This is a genomic window from Novipirellula methanifontis, assembly GCF_052161655.1.
GTDB lineage: Bacteria > Planctomycetota > Planctomycetia > Pirellulales > Pirellulaceae > Novipirellula.
Genome location: NZ_CP197418.1, coordinates 6,651,208 through 6,668,527, shown reverse-complemented (window position 1 = coordinate 6,668,527; position 17,320 = coordinate 6,651,208). Strand labels below are relative to the sequence as shown.

The window sequence follows — 17,320 nt, the reverse complement described above, 5'->3', positions numbered from 1 at the left end:
GTCGCACGGCTTTCCAAGCCGTTAGCGTGCACTAGCGTTTGATCGTCGCGGTAAGATTAAACGCGACCAATGAGTAGATCGCCCAATATTTGCGGTTCCAGCTTGGAAAGCTGGCCGACAATGGAGCACGTTCACTGGTGGGGCCTTGGGGTGTTAGAGATAGATCGTACAAGGCATGTAAGTGATCCGTTGCGGCGTGATGCCCCATTGTCGCACGGCTTTCCAAGCCGTTAGCGTGCACTAGCGTTTGATCGTCGCGGCAAGTTTAAACGCGACCAATGAGTAGATCGCCCAATGTTTGCGGTTCCAGCTTGGAAAGCTGACCGACAATGGATCGCGTTCACTGGCGGGGCCTTGGGGTGTTAGAGATAGATCTTACAAGGCATGTAAGTGTTACGTTGCGGCGTGATGCTTCATTGTCGCACGGCTTTCCAAGCCGTTAGCGTGCACTAGCGTTTGATCGTCGCGACAAGATTAAACGCGACCAATGAGTAGATCGCCCAATATTTGCGGTTCCAGCTTGGAAAGCTGGCCGACAATGGATCACGTACGCTGGTGGGGCCTCGCGGTGTTAGGAATTGATCGTTCCAGATCCGGCGGTCGCGAAAGTGCGGGCGAATTCTTCACCGCCGCAATGCCGGGACTCTGCTCCGCTACGGTCCGGCCTGCAAGCGTTTGTGGCACCGTTTGAAAAGGATCTTTAGCAAGATCCGCTACGCCTGGGCCCGTCTCACGTTCAAACAATCGTTAGTCGCCAATGTGGATGTTTTTGGGTGTTAGCACTAAATCGCAGGCCGACGTTAGCGGTGCCTCGCACGATGCCGCAGCGGGTGTTCGGTGACGGGGCGGTGTTCGCTACGATCCTGATGTTCTTCCGCCAGGATGATCCGGCTGTACCATGCGACGCCGGGCAAGGCGGTCATTCCGTGAACCAACACACTGAGTGTCGCAGTCAAAATCGCCACGGTGAACAACTCGTCGCCATGAGGAAACGTATGTTTGCTGGTGACAAGTAATGCGAAGATCACCGACGCCAACCCGCGTGGTCCAAACCAGCCTAAAAACAGGACCGTCGATCGATGCACCTTGGTGCCGATTAAAGAGAGGGCGACGGGGATCATGCGAATCACCGTCAAGCTAAGAATCGCGTACAGCCAATCGCTCCATCCCGCCGTTTGAAATGCGGGAACGACCAGCACTGCACCGAACAGCAAGAATGTAACAAGCGAAAGCAGCTGACCTTCGGTGTCGGCAAAGTTTTGAATCACTGGCTTTACTGCTTTGGTCATCGACGCGATCGCGAGTCCGGCGGTAAACGCAGCGATAAACGCGTTGCCATCAACGGCCGTTGCGACGCTCCATGCCAATATTGCCAATGCGATTCCGGAAAGCTGCATAAAGCTGTCCATCACCCAGCCTTTAGCGGCAGCGAAATCGAGCAGTTTGCCTCCGACCACTCCCACCGCCACTCCGACCGCGGGCCCAAGTGTCACCTGCTTCGCCCAAAAGAGAAGCCAGTGAGTGACGGAGTCAGATTCGGCGGTGACGGCCGCCAGCGACGCAAACAGCAGCACAAATGGAACGGCGATTCCATCGTTCAGTCCACTTTCAACATTCAGTGCTTGTCGAATCCGCTGCGGCACTCGAGGGCTGCTCACGACGGCTTGGCCGAGTGCCGCGTCGGTCGGGGCTAAAATCGCCGCCAACAATGCCGCCTCCCAAACCGTAAACTCTGGGAAGATCCACCATGCGGCGAGCATGCCCAACGCGATCGTCAGCGGCATGCCAATGCTGAGCAAACGGACGGGATAGCCAAGCTCGCGAGTCAACACGCGAATATCGATCCGCGATGCGTCGGTGAACAACAGAATCACCAGCGTCAGTTCGGCTACTTTTTCGATCAGTTTTGCGAGGTCTAGTTCCACCGACAATGTCAACAATTCCGAGAGCACGACCCCGGCGGCGACAAAACAGAGAGGCGCGGACAACAGCGTTTTGGGAATGATTGCCGAGATGAGTGCATAAAACAGCACCACAAACGCCGACACGAGTAACAGATGTTCCATGAAAGTTCTTAAGCAGGTAGGCAGGAATCATTGGGTGAAATCCCGTTAGCCGTTTGGGCGCTAGCCCCGGTTGAATGTCGGAACCGTGGCTAGCGCCAAAGCGGCCAATATACTGAAAGACTCCTGCCTAGCTGCTTAGCAGGGGAAAACGGACGCATCGATGCTCTGCGGGGCCAGCAATCTGCGAAAGTAGAAGCCTCTTGGATTCTAATGCTACCAATGATTAGTTCTGTTCACGATCGCCCCAAGTTCAACCGTTCCACTGCTGCGAATGAAAACTCGTGAAAATATTGTAAGGCGACGGGCTTTCTTTCGTCTGCGGTGTGTATAAAACCCACCACACTCTGTTTCATTCACGGATGGTTAAGGAATACCCATGATCCACACTCTCACCAAATCACTCGCAGCTGCCTTGTTCGTTACTCTAATCGCTGGATTAAGGGTTCATGCGGGCTCGCCGATCTACGTCGGAACCCAGGTTTCATCGCATCTGTCGATGGACCGCATTGATCACTCCGCTTGGGACTCGTTGCTCCGTAAGTATGTCGATGCAAACGGGATGGTGAATTACAAGGCACTCAAAGCTTCGGGCAGTGACGTTCAGACTTTGAATCAGTACTTGAAGCAATTGTCGGTCGCCGGGGTAACTGCTCCAGCGTCCAAGGATGCAACGCTCGCGTTTTGGATCAATGCCTACAACGCAGTAACGGTTCACGGAATTCTGCGAGAATATCCCACGACAAGTATTCGCAATCACACCGCCAAATTGTGGGGATACAATATTTGGAAAGACTTGCAGTTGTATGTGGGTGGCAAGCCCTATTCGCTGGAGCAAATCGAACATGAAGTGCTGCGAAAAATGGGAGAGCCGCGTATCCACTTTGCGATCGTTTGTGCCTCGATCGGTTGCCCTCGCTTGCTGAACGAAGCGTACGTTGCCGATCGCGTTCAGCAGCAATTGGAACTCAATGCAAAAGACTTTTTTGCTCGCACCCAGAACTTTCAATATGACGCGGGGCAGCGTCGAATGCAGCTCTCTGCAATCCTTAATTGGTTTGGTGAAGATTTTGGCAGCGATCAAGCAGCCGTGCTACAGCGGATTGCACCTTGGTTGCCCAGCGACGCTGCTCGCGATGCCGCGCTGCAAAACGCAGCCTCAGTCAGCTATCTGGACTACAACTGGAAGCTCAACGGCAAGTAAACATTTCCCTGCTCTTCCACTTCCTCGCGATTGATATGGATCTGCCGGCGGGCACGTTGGTATGCTCCGCAGACTGTCAAACTCGCGAATAAAGCACGCTTTTCGAGGGTTCCACGGTAGCCATTTCCCGTAAAAAACGTCTCTCTCGCGAATAGGTTCATGAAGATCGCACTTGCATTCTCGGGAGGTGGCGTCCGTGCGACGGTATTTCACCTTGGCGTGCTCGCTCGGCTGGCGCGGCAAGATCTGCTTGGCAACGTTAAAATCGTTTCGAGTGTTTCCGGTGGCTCCCTGGCGGCGGGCCTTGTCTTTGCCTCGGCCGGCTACCGATGGCCCACCAGCGAAGAATATTTGCACGATGTTGTGCCAAAATGTCTTTCGGTGTTAACGACGCGAAATGTTCAGCGGACTTATGTCTTGAAATCGCTGTTGCTGCCTTGGCGTCTCGCTTCGGGCCGAGCCTCGGTGCTGGGCGACGCTCTGGAGAGCACGTGGGGCATCACGGGATCGCTTGCCGATTTGCCGGTCGCGCCCAACTGGATCATCAACGCAACTTGCTACCAGACCGGAAAGAACTGGCGTTTCCAGCGTGACTTGATGGGCGACTACCAAACCAAGTACATCACTGATCCCGATTTTCGTTTGTCGCACGCGCTGGCAGCATCGGCAGCCGTGCCTGGATTGATTGGCCCTTTGCTGATCCGCTCACGACAACACCAATGGAGTGAATTCCACGAAAACGATTGGCGTGAAATTTCGCCCAAGTACAGACGTTTGCATCTTTGGGATGGCGGGGTGTACGACAATTTGGGCGTGGAGTCGCTTTTTAAACCCGGGGACGGATTGCGCGAAGGCACCGATTTTTTGATCGTCTGCGATGCCTCGCGTCCGTTGGGCAGCGAAACGCGGCAATCGCGTTGGCGGCCCGGATATCTAAAAGCCTCGATGCGACTGGTGGACGTCGCGACCGATCAAGTGCGAAGTCTGCGGGCGCGGATGCTGATGGAGTATTTCAAGCAGAATCCGGGCACCGGAGCTTATCTGCGACTGGGGCTGGCGACGAAGAGAGTTTACTCGCGAAGTCCGATCGGTGGCAAACCTGCACTGACGGACAGCGAAGTGCGGTACGTTTCGCAGATTGAAACAACCCTTCGTCGACTAACCGATCACGAGTTCAGTTTGTTGTTCCGTCACGGCTTTGAAGTCGCCGATGCGACGCTTTCCACCTACGGTCACGAAGCGATTGGACGCGTGCCTCGCAACCGAGTGTTATTCAAAGCAGCGTGATATCAAAACATAAAAGGCCGCTCGCCAATTTTAGGAATGCGGTCATGTCGTTGGGTGGCGGCAGCGACTCTTGTGAGCCGACGGTACTAGCGGACAATTGATTTAGTGAGCCGCTCGCGCGTGAGCGGCCGGGTTCCACGCATTACCCGGTGCCTCACGGCCCACGGCTCACCACTACCATTTGCATTTCGATTAAACCGAAAGCCCGCTAGCCGCGGGCCCGCCAACATTGATTGAAACTTGCTCGCAGCTAACGCCCGATAACAAAATATTCGTCGAATGGACGGCGGTGGCAGATTACAACACAAATATTCAATGATGGTTCACGTCGTCCGAATTCATTCGTGTTGCAACAGCCCTTGATGGAATCGTCAGCAGCACGGCGAGTACGGACGTTGCCAGAAACACGACTGCTGATACAAGCCACCGCCATTGGCCAGTCAGTTCCAGCCAATCCGTTAAAAAGTGTTGTTGCCACAGCCAGCGAGAAACGAAGTCGGCGCCAGCGATAACTGCGACAATCAAGCATCGCGATCGCCAACTTGGTCGGTCCCAAGCGACCAGTGTTCCTAACACGAAGCCCCACACTGGCACATAGGCGGCCGCTGACATAGACCAACCAAGATGTTCGTAAAGCCAGATCGCGATTCGCAGGTCAAGCATTCCGGCTGCTAAACCGAATGCCGGTCCAAGCATCAGGTGATTGATTCGACCGGATTTCAATGCCACCAACAAGCCAACGATGACACCACAAATCGTTGCTGAACTCCAGACCTGAGCTTCCGTGTCAGTTTTGGTCGCCCAGTGACTGAGCATCACGGCGGCAAACGGCGCCGCGATGGACAGCAGAATAAGCAATCCATGCCAAATTCGATGACGCTTGGGATGCGTCATCCTGCAGTGCTCTTGCAATTCGGCCATGGTTTGATGTCGACCTCAGCGATTTATTCGAGACCCTGGGTTTTTGCCCACTCGATGTATTCCCTCGCCGCTGTTTCCAGACTTTGCATGACAGTCTTGGCCTTCAATTCAGCCAATCGTTTTTCACGCCAGTTCCTTATTCGGTCAACGTACTCTTCCACTGCGATATCTTCACCTGCTTCCCCTCGCTCTCTGATCTCAGTATCGATCTGTTCCTGGATCGCAGCTTCTTCGGAGCTTGGCACACGAACGACCCAGGGAATCTCAAAACGATTATCGAACGTACTGATCACAGCAATGAATTCTTTTCCTTGCGACGCCTTGCGTTCCAGGCTTTGAATCTCTTTATAAGAGAGATATCGTTTCGACATTCGGTCGATGATTGCCTTCAATGCCGCTTTTGCTTTCGCTGGATCGGCAAGTCGCTTGGCGGTCGCAATATCGTTGGCAAAACGCTGTTTTTCGCCATCGTTGATTCCCATCACCTTAGACTCAGCCAACGCGGCCCACCACTCGACCTCGGATGAGTTGTCACCACGAGCCGTTCGGCGACTCGACATCCACGAAACAATCGCATCGTCGTCCAGGTTGCTCCAATCGCCAACGACAAAGCCAACCCTGTTCTGGGCATCGTATCCATCGACCACGAATGCGACTCCGTCGTTGTCATAAGGCACGTTGGGGCGAAGATTATAGCCAGCTGATGCGAATACCCGTTCAATGACCCGTCTGGCCAAATCACCGTCGACGCGGTCAGGCACGCCCGTTCCATAGGGACTGGTTTGGTGCGGCAAGCCACTGACCGCGACACACAACGGGTTACCATCGGCCGACTCAATCAGCCTTTTTCGCAGCGTCCCTTCCCGTACATCACTTGGCAGCTGGAACTCATTATTAGAGGACTTATTGTCAGAAAAGAGGTGTTTCACCATTTGCTGACGTTCTTTGTCGTAATCGACTCCAAGCTGTTCCTCATAGTCTCGCAGTCGTTGCCCGAAGTTCGGCACTTCATCCGCATCGTCAGCATTCTCATTCGATCCATCGTGCATTTTGTGATCATCGGGAAACTCAAAAACGGTGCTTGTCGATACGTCCGTCGTCAAGTTGCTTGACGCTGTCTGCTCTGCATTCCCAGCGGACTGAGCAGGCGGACGACACGCCGTTGATAGTAGCAAACTCGCCGATGCCAGCACCGAGACCGCTTTCCCGCTGATCGGGTACGGCACTGGATCTGGGTGCAACGTTGGATCGGGATCCAAGTGCGATGGGTACTTGGGCGTCCGATAGCGTTTGACCGGCTGTACTCTTAATTCGTCTGATGAGTTCATGTTGAATCTTCTCCCGCCTGTCGGATAATGATGTCTTCCGCAAACGACAACACTGGGAACGAGGGGTTGTACTGCTTGTGCAAAAACAACGAATCACGCCGCTTCCACAGTCGATTCGCAACTGCGTCTGCGATCGGCATCACGATTCGTTCGTGTTCGCACACCAAAGGACTCGCCTGATTCAATTTACCCGTACTCTGCCAGTTGATGCACGCGCACCAACTGGAGCATCGGCTCGTCAACTGACAGCCTGCACATTCGGGCTTCTTCTGCTCGCTACAGTTGGCAATTTGTGCACGTTTGGATTCATCAAACCCGCGATGGACATCGCCAATCACAAATTCATCGTTGTCGTCTTCGCGAACGAATTGCACACATGGAAAAAGACGCCCCGAGGATGAAATGCTGAACTGACGAAACCCAACGAGGCATCGTTCACGCGATTCAAGTGGCCCGCGAGCCCAACTTTGAATGCGTTGGTCGAAGCAACTGAGGTAAAATTTGCTGCCAGCTGTGGTCTGATCGTAGTACCAATCTGCAAGCCTGAGGTAGGCAGCTCGCAGATCTCGCAGGTGCGTTTGTTTCCAATCGCCTGAGTAATCCAGTGCAACCTGAATATACGAAAAGCCACGATCAAAGATCCACTTGACGGACTGGTCGAGTATGGCGGCAGAACCAGGCGTCACAACACAGTTCACACTTGCAGCCGGATTCCAGGCAAGCAGACGGCGGATCGAAGCATCCAATTTTGTGCTGACATCGCGGCCATTGACGTCGGGACGTTGCGAGGCCTGAAGCGACGGATCGCCGTCAAGGCTAAGCGATACGTAAACACCTCGCTCGGCGAGTCGCGATACCGTCGACTCAGACAGCAAGATTCCATTCGTACTCAGCTTCGAAGTGATTCGCAGATCAGGGGCACGCTGTCGGGCCGCATCCAACATCCAGCACAACAGATCCACCTTCATCAAAGGTTCGCCACCAAAAAAGATCAATTGAAGATGGTCGGCGGCTGAACGCACGGATTCAGCAATGCAAAAGTCCACGGTTTGGTCTGCAGTTGCCTGAGACATGCCCGCACCAAATTTCTCGCCCGTGAAACAATACGTACATCGCAAGTTGCAATTGTGCGTTAGGTGTACATTGGCTGATAGTGTGACTGGGGACGGCATTCGGTTTCCTTTTTGAAAACGTGCTGCCCCCCATCCTACCGTGTGATGCGACAGGCCACAATTAAATCCTGCAAATCACCGGCAACGTGTTTTGCGATCAGATAGTTCTCGCGTCGCAAAAGGAGTTACAAGAGTTGTTGTTTGGGCGACAGTTCGATGTGAGCGAATCGGAAAAACACCGAATCAACTCAAGGACGGGGAGAACGCCGCCCCCAAATTCGCACGTTCAGCAAGGGGCGTGTGACCGCTTCCTCAAATTGACGTATTTTGAATTGTTGATCGAGCGTAGGGCCGGTTCCGTTACACCCAACGACGTCGACCATTCAGTCGACGCCTGAGTGTATTTCGTTTCCCTTGCCTTTATCACGACTCCAGTTCGCCGTGATGGTCATAGATGCGGAGGTCGGTAAGTGGCGAAAACTCTACAAAGGTGGCGAAGTCGAAGTTGCACTAGCGAAGGCGTTGCTCGAAACGAGAACGCCAACGTATTGCCTGCCGTGCGAGTGGAACTTTCGCGGCTTCGAACTGAATCATTGGCAAGCGATCCGTATCGTTCACCACCACTCGTTTCTTAAGCCAACCGACAAATGGCATGAAGGACTCAAGGACAAGTGAGATACGGTGGCATTTGTTAGGCGGCTTGGATTTGGCGAAACCATAACGAACGGTCTAAGCCACGTTGCCGGTCCGTTTGGATGATTTGCCATCAATAACTGGTGAACATAGTACGTCCTCCTGGAGGAAGGCGAGCAAAATGCGAGAATGACGCATTGACATATCGTGAGGTGACGATATATTGAGTGTATCGAATCTGGGAGACGTCATGGCCACTACGAAACCGAACAAGCAAACGAAACCGCCGGGTAGCGTCCGGGACTTTTCCGAGGCGGCGGAGTGTTTGAAAACTCTGGCTCATCCCGTTCGCTTGCGAATGGTTCAGCTATTACTGCACGGTCGGTACACCGTTGGCGAAATCGCGGAGGACTGTGAAATTCCTGACAATGTTGCATCGGAAAATTTGCGGTTGTTGCAGCGGTGTGGCTTTTTGGCCAGTGAGCGGGAAGGTCGTAGGGTGTTCTACCAAATTGCGGAATCGCATTTGGCAGGATTGATGAACTGCATTGAAGGGCGTTTTTTGGACTTCAATTCCAAGGATCGGTAACACGAATTTGACGAGTCCGATGTCGCCCCTTTTTTTTAACCTAATATGTCGTCGCATAGCGACATTACGATATTGCGGCGCAATGTCGCACCACACGGGAGAATTTGATGCAAACGATTGATGTAAAACGATTGGCGGATGAACAGATTCGGAGTGACGTCGACGTCATTGACGTTCGGATGCCGACGGAGTTTCGTGAGATTCATGCCGAATGTGCTCACAACGTTCCATTGGACTCACTTGATCCAAATGCTGTGATGAAATCGCGAAACGGTTCGGCCGATCAGCCGTTGTATGTGATCTGTCGCAGCGGAAATCGCTCGGGGCAAGCCTGCAAGAAGTTCATTGACGCCGGTTTTGAAAACGTCGTCAACGTCGAAGGTGGCACGACCGCATGGGACAAGGCGGGATTGCCAGTCGTGCGAGGTAAGAAGTCGTTCCCGCTGATGCAGCAAGTGCAATTGACAGCTGGTTTCTTGGTGTTGCTTGGCGTTGTGTTGGCGTATTTTGTTCATCCGTATTTCGTCGGCCTGTCGGCCTTTGTCGGTGCCGGGCTGATGTTCGCCGGAGCAAGTGGCTATTGCCCCATGGCGTCGACGATTGCTGGGATGCCCTGGAATCAGTGCGAGGACGGAGGCTCATGTTCGGCCTAGCCATCCTGTTCGGCTGTATCGTCGGTTTCGCACTGGGGCTTACCGGTGGGGGCGGCGGCATCTTCGCGGTACCGCTGCTGGTCTACGGATTGGCGGTTGCTCCTCGCGAGGCGGTCGGTATCTCACTGGCCTCGGTCGGTGGCACTGCTCTGTTTGGTGCGGTGCCGCGAATCGTTCGAGGTGAAGTTGAGCTGCGAACAGGGTTGCTATTCGCGGTGGCTGGGATGTTGGGGGCTCCGGTCGGCTCTTATCTGTCGACGCTTGTTCCCGAGAACCTGTTGTTGGTGATGTTCGCGGTGCTGATGTTTTTCGTCGCACAGCGGATGTGGGCGAAGGCTTGTAATCCAATATTGCCGAGCGGCGTGTGCCCCACCGAAAGCGAACCGGGGCCAGATCGAAGTGCATGTCAGCGCGACGCCGATGGCAAGCTTCGACTGACGTCGCGATGTGCACGCCTGTTGGCGTTGGTTGGGCTGATGACGGGTGTGCTGTCGGGCATGTTCGGTGTCGGCGGTGGTTTTGTGATCGTTCCGGCGCTGGTGATCTTCAGCGGCATGGCGATTCATCAAGCCGTTGGGACGTCGCTGTTCGTGATCGTTTTGGTCAGCATCAGCGGCGTGGCGTCGCACTTGGCGAACGGCAACGAACTGTCGTTAGAAACAACACTGCAATTCATGTTCGGAGGTTTTGCAGGCATGTGGCTGGGCGGCATCGTCGCCAAGCGATTGAAGGGTCCGACGCTTCAAAAGACGTTTTCGATCGCGGTTGTGTTGGTTGCGATCTTTGTGATTTTCAAGTCAGTGATCCTATAAGAAATATCGTTTTAATTGGTTGGAGAACCGAATCATGTTGCTTAAATATTTCTATGACGAAAAGCTCGCTCACGCTTCCTACATGGTCGGATGCCAGCGGGCCAAAGAAGCAGTCATCATTGATCCAGGACGCGACATCGAGCAGTACCTTACGATGGCAGAGAAGGAGGACATCAAGATCGTCGCGGTCGCGGAGACGCACATTCATGCCGACTATGTTTCGGGCGCCCGCGAACTAGCCGAACGGGTGAACGCGAAGCTGTACGTTTCCGACGAAGGGCCGGCCGAATGGAAGTACCAATACCTGGAAGACTACGACAGCGAATTGTTGCACGATGGGGAGCACTTCATGATCGGGAACATTCGGTTCGACGTTTTGCACACGCCTGGGCACACACCCGAGAGCATTTCGTTCCTGCTGACCGACCAGGGCGGTGGTGCCGACAAACCGATGGGGATCTTTACGGGCGACTTCGTGTTTGTCGGTTCGATCGGTCGGCCCGACTTGCTCGAAGAAGCCGCTGGTTTGATGGACACGGCGGAACCCGGTGCCCGCGATCTGTTCAAGTCGGCAGAGCGATTCATGTCGCTGCCCGAATACTTGCAAGTCTGGCCCGCTCACGGTGCTGGCAGTGCTTGCGGCAAAGGTCTCGGTGCGATTCCATCGTCAACAGTTGGGTACGAGAAGTTGTTCAATCCCGCCCTTCAGTTCAACGACGAAGACGAGTTTGTTCGGTACATCCTGGCCGACCAACCGGAGGCACCGAAGTATTTCGCAGTGATGAAGCGAGTGAACAAAGAAGGTCCACGGATTCTTGGCGCGGGACATCACCACGAAATGCTTGACGTCGCTGGTTTGGCGGACGCAGTCCGGTCCGGCACAGTCGTCGACCTCACTCCGTCGCCCGAATTCGCCAAAGGTCACGTGGCTGGCACAATCAACATTCCATTGTCGATGCTTTCGGCATGGGCAGGTTGGTTGGTGGATTACGATCGGCCGACTTACCTGATTTGTGAACCCAATCAGCTCGAAGAAGCAGCACGGCTGTTGCATAAGATCGGCGTGGAGGAAGTCGCGGGTGCTTTCAATGCAAGCGAAATTCGATCAAGTGGATTGGCGATCGAGGTTTACTCGACTGGCACCCCCGCGGACCTATCGAACAGTATCGAATCGGGCGAAGTGAAGCTGATCGACGTTCGGTCGGACGAAGAATGGAACGAAGGTCACATCGAGCAAGCTGCACACCGGTTCCTCGGCCGTTTGCCTAAGTATCTGGACGAACTTTCACGCGATGAAAAACTGGTCGTTCAATGCCGCAGCGGTGGCCGATCGGCTATCGCGGCGAGTGTCCTGCAAGCCGCCGGATTCAAGGACGTTGTCAATCTGACGGGTGGCTACGTCGCTTGGAAAAACGCAGATCTGCCAAGTGTGAAATCGCAGCATGCGATGAGCAGCTAAATCGATTGGAAGCCATCACGATGAAAGAAGCACTACTGATGATCGCTTTACCGCGGGCTGGTTCGTTTTGAACGCTTGGGTATTGCCTAAATTCGGATTCAGGCCGTGACTGAGCGGTTCTTGTGCGGTGGACCCACACTCCGACTCCAAGTCACCTGAATCCGGCACGCCCGATGATGGCGATCAGAACGACCAAGTAGAACATATCGCTCGTTAACCGAGTAACGAAGAATCACGTACTTTCAACCTTCCCAATGGAGCCATCTTATGGGCCGCACCATCGCATTGTTTACCGTTCTCTTCTTTGGCGTACTCGCCATCGCACCAACGTCCGCGCAAGACCAACCTGGACAACGACGTGGTCAGGGATTTGGTGGCGGCCGAGGCCCCGGTTTTGGTGGCGGGCGCGGACCGGGGTTTGGCCAAGGTCGAGGGATGGGGCGTCATGTCGCTAACAATGACCAAGCGGACAAGACGCAACAGCTTGCGTACCCAGCGATCGCGAATCACGGAGGCGTCGTACAGCTTCCCACAGCCGCACAGCAACCTCGTGCAGGCACGAAGTTGTTGGTCGATCTGACAAGTGGCTCCGACGCAAACAAGCTGAACGCCGGTCTGGAGAAAGTTGCCAAGTTTGTGAATCTCTATGCCGGTGGCGGAGCGGAACCAGTGGACGCTCAAATCGCTGTTGTCTTTCATGGCGATGCAACGCTGGCGGTCCTGAATCCGGACGCATACGCGACCAAATTTCAAACCGACGGCAATCCAAACTTGAAACTGTTGCAACAACTAAGTGATTCGGGCGTTGATCTCTACGTTTGTGGCCAGTCACTCATCTCGAAAGGCTCTGCTCCCAGCGACGTTGCGATGTTTGTCAAAACCGCCGTTTCGGCGATGACAACGGTAGTAAATCTTCAAGCCGATGGTTACGCCTATCTTCCCATCGCCAATGCCACAGAAATCGCCTCACCCGAACTGGACGCAGTCGCTGCAACGGACGCAGACAGGCCCAGCGAAGAAGATCACGCACATGGGCCTGGTATGGGCGGAGGCATGGGCCGCGGTCCCGGTGCGATGCAAGGCATGCAAGGAGACATGACGACCTTGCACGCAATGTTCGCTGATCGCGACAAAATCAAACGCACCATCAAGAATCTACCTGATGGAGCCGAGGCGATCACCGAATCGGATGATGAAGCGATCGCGAACATGCTGAAAGAGCATGTCCCAGCGATGGAAGACCGAGTGCTCGGGAACAATCCGTTGCCACCGATGACGTTTCACCCGATCTTTGTCGAACTCATCAAGCATGCTGAAGACTACACGCTGACCTATGAAGCGACGGACAAAGGCATGAAGGTCAAATACCAATCCGATGATCCTTACGTGGTCATGTTGGTTCAGGAACACGCAAAGTTGGTTAGCCGATTCATCAAGAATGGTATGGAAGAAATACACACTCCGTATGAGTTACCGAACTCTCCCAAAAAGGTCCCTGGGGATGGACGACAGCAAGACTGAACCGCCGACATGTCAAGTTTGCTGTCGTGATAAGGCGAGTCTTAGCAACCTTTTTGTCGGTGCCGAGAATGAACTTGTGTTGCTGGAGCTTACCCGTCTTGGACGTCACGCAGCCGATCTGTCGCGAGTAGTACCACGGGGATCGGGCTTCCAATCCCGCCTTGTTCGAGTTGCCATTTGTCCATCTAAACCGGCTGTTATCGGAACATTTTCGTTCCAAGCCGGGGCCTAATCGGAAATTCGAGAGGTTCCGCGAATAGGCGAACTCCAGAAACCCCCGCAAATCACGTGATTTCCAATAAAAAAGCCGCTTGCCAGGATTTGGCAAGCGGCTAATTGATGGAGGCGGCGGGAATTGAACCCGCGTCCCGCGATGCATCCACGACAGCGTCTACATGTTTAGTCAAACTATTTGTGTCTCCTCGAAGGAAACTTTTCGCTCTACTTGGCGCTGCCTGACAGGCTCCAAGTTTTGCTAACTCGAATCTTTTTTAACTCACCGCGTCTCGAGTAGGACGGCAAGCGATCCAGAATTGTGACGGGCATTCAGGCGACTCTGGCGGCCCCCATCAGCCCGGGCTACCTGTTATTAGGCGGCCAGTGCGAAACTTTCGTCTGCAACTAAAAATTTTGATCAGCTTTTTACGTGGCCAACTGATCAACCACGACATGCAACCATCGCTTCAAAACGTCCGGTCGAATCCAGATCGCCCCCAGTTCTGGGTGCGGATATCAAATACGACATCCGCGAAGCAAGTTGTATTCTAGCAGCTTTATTTGGTTTGACAATTCGAGAACGAAAGAGGTACGTGAAATCACGGGGCAGAACAGCAACGCTGGCCGAAAGTCTTGACGACTTGTTGATTTGATCCAAATGCAAATCGCAACGGTGAGCCGTGGGCCGTAAGGCACCGGGTAGTGCGCGGGACCCGGCCGCTGACGCGTCACGGCTCACTAAATCAACAAGCCGTTGACGGCTTCCGCTACGAAACGGCTAGTCTTCGAACATCTCGTCGGTGATGTTCAGGTTGGTACTGACGTTCTGCACATCGTCGTGATCATCGAGCGCTTCGAGCAATCGCAGCACTGACTTGGCCATCGAGCCGTCGACTTCAACCATCGTTTGAGCAATCTGGCTGATCGATGATATCTCCGGCTCAAGCTCGGCTGCGGCAAATGCGTCCGCCAGCGTTTGATGAACATCGGGATTGCACGTGACTTGGATCTTGCCGTCATCAAGTGGCTCGACATCGTCGCCACCATTCTCCAGTGCGATCTCGGTCAGCTTTTCTTCGTCTGCGGTTTCGGGATCAAATACGAACAAACCCTTGCGTTCGAACAAGTACGAAACGCAACCGGTATTTCCGATGTTGCCACCAAATTTGCCAAACATACTGCGCAGCTCGGGCGTGGTGCGATTGCGGTTGTCCGTCATCACTTCGCACATCACCGCGACGCCGCCGGGACCGTAGCCTTCGTAGAGCAGCTCTTCGACTTCGCTGCCCTCGAGCTCACCGGTTCCTCGTTTGATCGCACGCTGGATATTGTCCTTGGGCATGCTGATCGCCTTGGCATCCTCGATCGCTTTTCGCAATCGGATATTGGCTTCGGGATCGCCGCCACCCATCTTCGCAGCGACAATAATCGCCTTGCTCAACTTGCTCCACATCTTGCCGCGTTGGGCGTCCACACGGCCTTTACGATGTTGGATATTCGCCCATTTTGAGTGCCCAGCCATGTTTGCTCAGAAAGGTTCTTGAGAGTGAAGTGAAATGGAATTGTCTTATCGCGGTTTTCGCTTGGAAAGTTTGCGACTCGCAGACTTTTTGGGAGTCGTCTTTTTGGCGTCATCGCTTGCTGCGCTCGCCTTTGCGGACTTTTTCTTTGTATCTTTGCCAGTCGCTTTCTTTTTGGATTCGGTGCGTTCCGCAGCGACTTCGGCTGCTTTGGTTGGCAACGGTTTCTTAGTAGCGGACTTTTTGGGTTTCGCAGCAGCGGCTTTTGCTTCCGCAGCTTCCGTCTCGCCCTTTGCTTTCTTAGTTTTTGCCGCAGCATCTGCCGATGCTTTGCCGGCTTTCTTCGGAGGGTCGCTCGGTTGTTCTTCAGCTTCGTCCTCTGCGGCTTGAGCGGCAATGGCCTTGCGGTCAGCGACACGTTGCTTTGCAGCCTTCTTGCTGCTGTGCCATTCGTCCAAACGCTTGCTCGATCCTTTGGCGACGTCATCGACCAAGGATCGCGACTTCTTGTCTTTGGCGTTGTTGTTCAGTGCCACAGCGGCTTGGTGCAGTAGATCCGAGAACTCGATCCCTTTGCTCTTAGGAATCGCACGCTCGAGGCCAGGGACTTTGCCCGCCGACGCTTCGGTTTGCGAGGCAATCTCGGTAACCATCAAGATTACCATTGCCGAATAATCAACCGGAATCGAATGACCGCCGAGACCGTGCTGAACGGTGTAGCTGAGCACAAACGGAGTCATGCCCGGCATCTTTTCGAACTTGGCGACCGCCTTGCCAAGGTTCTCTTTCTTGAGATGATCGAGATCGAACGTGTAGAATTCCTCGAACACCGATTGCAGGTTCGATTTAAGCCGCGTCGCAGCTTTGGTCGGATCGGGCAATCGCGAGAGGACTTGACTCAATTCGCTGATCGTCGTGACGCGAACTTCGTTCCAGTCGAAGAAATCTTGCTCGCATTTTGCCATCCCTTCGTCGGCCAGCTCGGCTGACGAGTCTTGTAGCAAAGATGCGTACAGGATGTGCTCAAGCAATGGGCGAGCCGGTTGAGGCGGCGTCGGTTTGTAGTGCTTCTTTAAAGCAGAGTACAGTTTCGTAATGAGGGCAGCGCGGTTACTTGCAGACATCTTGCGGCAATGGTGAGGTATTGGGTGTTGTCAATTTTGGGGGGGCAAATGCGAGCGACCGTCCTTGGCCAAATTTTGGCGGCCGAGGGTTACACGTCCCCTCGAGGTGGAGCAGCGTCGTCACCCGATGGCTCTGGATCTGAAAGCAATTCGGGGCTATCGATTGACTCGCCCTGTTCCTGCGATTCCTGTTCGTCCGATTCGACTTCGTCCGATTCGGGCGGCGCACTTCCTGATTTTTCCTGCTTTATCTTATTTAGCAGCTCGGTAACGACCAGTGCATTTTGCAAACCCTTGTCCAGCTTGAAGGTCAATTTGGGCGTGTAGCGGGCTTCGATCCGATTGGCGATCTTGCTCTGCAAAAATCCGGCGCAATTCTGCAGGCCGCGGACTGCAAGGTCCTGCTGATTCTCGGTCCCCATCACGCTGACGGACACCTTCGCTTCACGCATATCAGGCGAGACTTCGACACCGATTACGGTGACGTCTTTGACGCGTGGGTCACGCACTTCGGTCAGAATCGTTGACGCGACGACTTCGCGAATCGCTTCGGCAGCTTTAAGTAAACGACGGGACATTGAGTAGGGAGTTGAGAAATGAGGGGGAAATGATCGGGTAAAGCAGGGAAGATCACGAAGCGGTAAACACGGATATGAATCGCGCCGACCTGCCAGACGGAGTGTCGCTTATCTCAAACACAAGGTTTCGATTGACGGATGATTCGCAATCCGCTCATCACGGACTGCAACGGCAAATTATTAATGGCCAACATTGCCCACGTCTGGGGGCACTCGAGTCCCGTCGCACGCGGCAGTCCGGAACATATCGAGCACCATTAAACAAAATTCCAATCGAACGGGTGACGCCGCGGTAGGCGG

The 17,320-nt window shown here is 54.1% G+C and carries 16 protein-coding genes and 1 other RNA gene; 8 read left to right on the top strand and 9 right to left on the bottom strand.

All coding sequences use genetic code 11. The features are described from left to right. Positions 1 to 31 precede the first annotated feature (31 nt). Both SH528x_RS24065 and SH528x_RS24060 read right to left on the bottom strand, forming a co-directional pair. Positions 32 to 208, bottom strand: coding sequence for a hypothetical protein (locus SH528x_RS24065; RefSeq protein ID WP_442505993.1), 177 nt, complete (start codon positions 206 to 208; stop codon positions 32 to 34). Between the two features lie 592 nt (positions 209 to 800). Then, a complete protein-coding gene (locus tag SH528x_RS24060) occupies positions 801 to 2,066 on the bottom strand; it encodes a cation:proton antiporter (protein ID WP_442505992.1) in 1,266 nt (421 codons plus the stop codon). 376 nt (positions 2,067 to 2,442) lie between these two features. Between SH528x_RS24060 and SH528x_RS24055 the strand changes: the two genes are divergently transcribed. After that, on the top strand, positions 2,443 to 3,267 hold the full coding sequence (locus tag SH528x_RS24055; RefSeq protein ID WP_442505991.1) for a DUF547 domain-containing protein: 825 nt from the start codon (positions 2,443 to 2,445) through the stop codon (positions 3,265 to 3,267). A 159-nt stretch (positions 3,268 to 3,426) separates the two neighbouring features. Then, on the top strand, positions 3,427 to 4,554 hold the full coding sequence (locus tag SH528x_RS24050; protein WP_442505990.1) for a patatin-like phospholipase family protein: 1,128 nt from the start codon (positions 3,427 to 3,429) through the stop codon (positions 4,552 to 4,554). 312 nt (positions 4,555 to 4,866) lie between these two features. On the opposite strand, the gene SH528x_RS24045 is transcribed toward SH528x_RS24050, so the two are convergent. Genes SH528x_RS24045 through SH528x_RS24035 form a run of 3 tightly spaced genes read right to left on the bottom strand, consistent with a single transcriptional unit; the run spans position 4,867 to position 7,975 of the window. Then, positions 4,867 to 5,475 carry a hypothetical protein gene (locus tag SH528x_RS24045; RefSeq protein WP_442505989.1) on the bottom strand — a complete coding sequence of 203 codons (609 nt, stop codon included), beginning with the start codon at positions 5,473 to 5,475 and terminating at the stop codon, positions 4,867 to 4,869. A 23-nt stretch (positions 5,476 to 5,498) separates the two neighbouring features. Next, on the bottom strand, positions 5,499 to 6,803 hold the full coding sequence (locus SH528x_RS24040; protein WP_442505988.1) for a hypothetical protein: 1,305 nt from the start codon (positions 6,801 to 6,803) through the stop codon (positions 5,499 to 5,501). Further along, positions 6,800 to 7,975 (bottom strand): radical SAM protein, encoded by a 1,176-nt coding sequence (locus tag SH528x_RS24035; RefSeq protein WP_442505987.1) that lies wholly within the window; start codon positions 7,973 to 7,975, stop codon positions 6,800 to 6,802. Before SH528x_RS24035 ends, SH528x_RS24040 begins: the two co-directional genes overlap by 4 nt. Positions 7,976 to 8,356: 381 nt before the next feature. Between SH528x_RS24035 and SH528x_RS24030 the strand changes: the two genes are divergently transcribed. The 6 genes from SH528x_RS24030 to SH528x_RS24005 all read left to right on the top strand — a co-directional run bounded on the left by SH528x_RS24030 (position 8,357) and on the right by SH528x_RS24005 (position 13,582). Beyond that, positions 8,357 to 8,590, top strand: a complete 234-nt coding sequence (locus tag SH528x_RS24030; RefSeq protein WP_442505986.1) for a hypothetical protein — start codon at positions 8,357 to 8,359, stop codon at positions 8,588 to 8,590. Between the two features lie 208 nt (positions 8,591 to 8,798). Further along, a complete protein-coding gene (locus tag SH528x_RS24025; RefSeq protein WP_442505985.1) occupies positions 8,799 to 9,137 on the top strand; it encodes an ArsR/SmtB family transcription factor in 339 nt (112 codons plus the stop codon). Between the two features lie 107 nt (positions 9,138 to 9,244). Further along, on the top strand, positions 9,245 to 9,790 hold the full coding sequence (locus SH528x_RS24020) for a rhodanese-like domain-containing protein (RefSeq protein WP_442505984.1): 546 nt from the start codon (positions 9,245 to 9,247) through the stop codon (positions 9,788 to 9,790). Beyond that, a complete protein-coding gene (locus SH528x_RS24015; RefSeq protein ID WP_442505983.1) occupies positions 9,778 to 10,602 on the top strand; it encodes a sulfite exporter TauE/SafE family protein in 825 nt (274 codons plus the stop codon). Before SH528x_RS24020 ends, SH528x_RS24015 begins: the two co-directional genes overlap by 13 nt. A 34-nt stretch (positions 10,603 to 10,636) precedes the next feature. After that, complete coding sequence (locus tag SH528x_RS24010; protein ID WP_442505982.1) at positions 10,637 to 12,061, top strand: MBL fold metallo-hydrolase; 1,425 nt, start codon at positions 10,637 to 10,639, stop codon at positions 12,059 to 12,061. Positions 12,062 to 12,328: 267 nt separating this feature from the next. Then, positions 12,329 to 13,582, top strand: coding sequence for a DsrE family protein (locus SH528x_RS24005; RefSeq protein ID WP_442505981.1), 1,254 nt, complete (start codon positions 12,329 to 12,331; stop codon positions 13,580 to 13,582). Positions 13,583 to 13,919: 337 nt separating this feature from the next. Here SH528x_RS24005 and ssrA read toward each other — a convergent pair. The 4 genes from ssrA to rbfA form a co-directional block, all read right to left on the bottom strand. Continuing rightward, positions 13,920 to 14,297, bottom strand: a transfer-messenger RNA (tmRNA) gene (gene ssrA / locus SH528x_RS24000). 279 nt (positions 14,298 to 14,576) lie between these two features. Then, positions 14,577 to 15,320 (bottom strand): YebC/PmpR family DNA-binding transcriptional regulator, encoded by a 744-nt coding sequence (locus SH528x_RS23995; RefSeq protein WP_442505980.1) that lies wholly within the window; start codon positions 15,318 to 15,320, stop codon positions 14,577 to 14,579. Between the two features lie 45 nt (positions 15,321 to 15,365). Continuing rightward, positions 15,366 to 16,442, bottom strand: coding sequence for a hypothetical protein (locus SH528x_RS23990; protein WP_442505979.1), 1,077 nt, complete (start codon positions 16,440 to 16,442; stop codon positions 15,366 to 15,368). A gap of 89 nt (positions 16,443 to 16,531) precedes the next feature. Further along, positions 16,532 to 17,020, bottom strand: coding sequence for a 30S ribosome-binding factor RbfA (rbfA, locus tag SH528x_RS23985; protein ID WP_442505978.1), 489 nt, complete (start codon positions 17,018 to 17,020; stop codon positions 16,532 to 16,534). Positions 17,021 to 17,320: the final 300 nt, after the last annotated feature.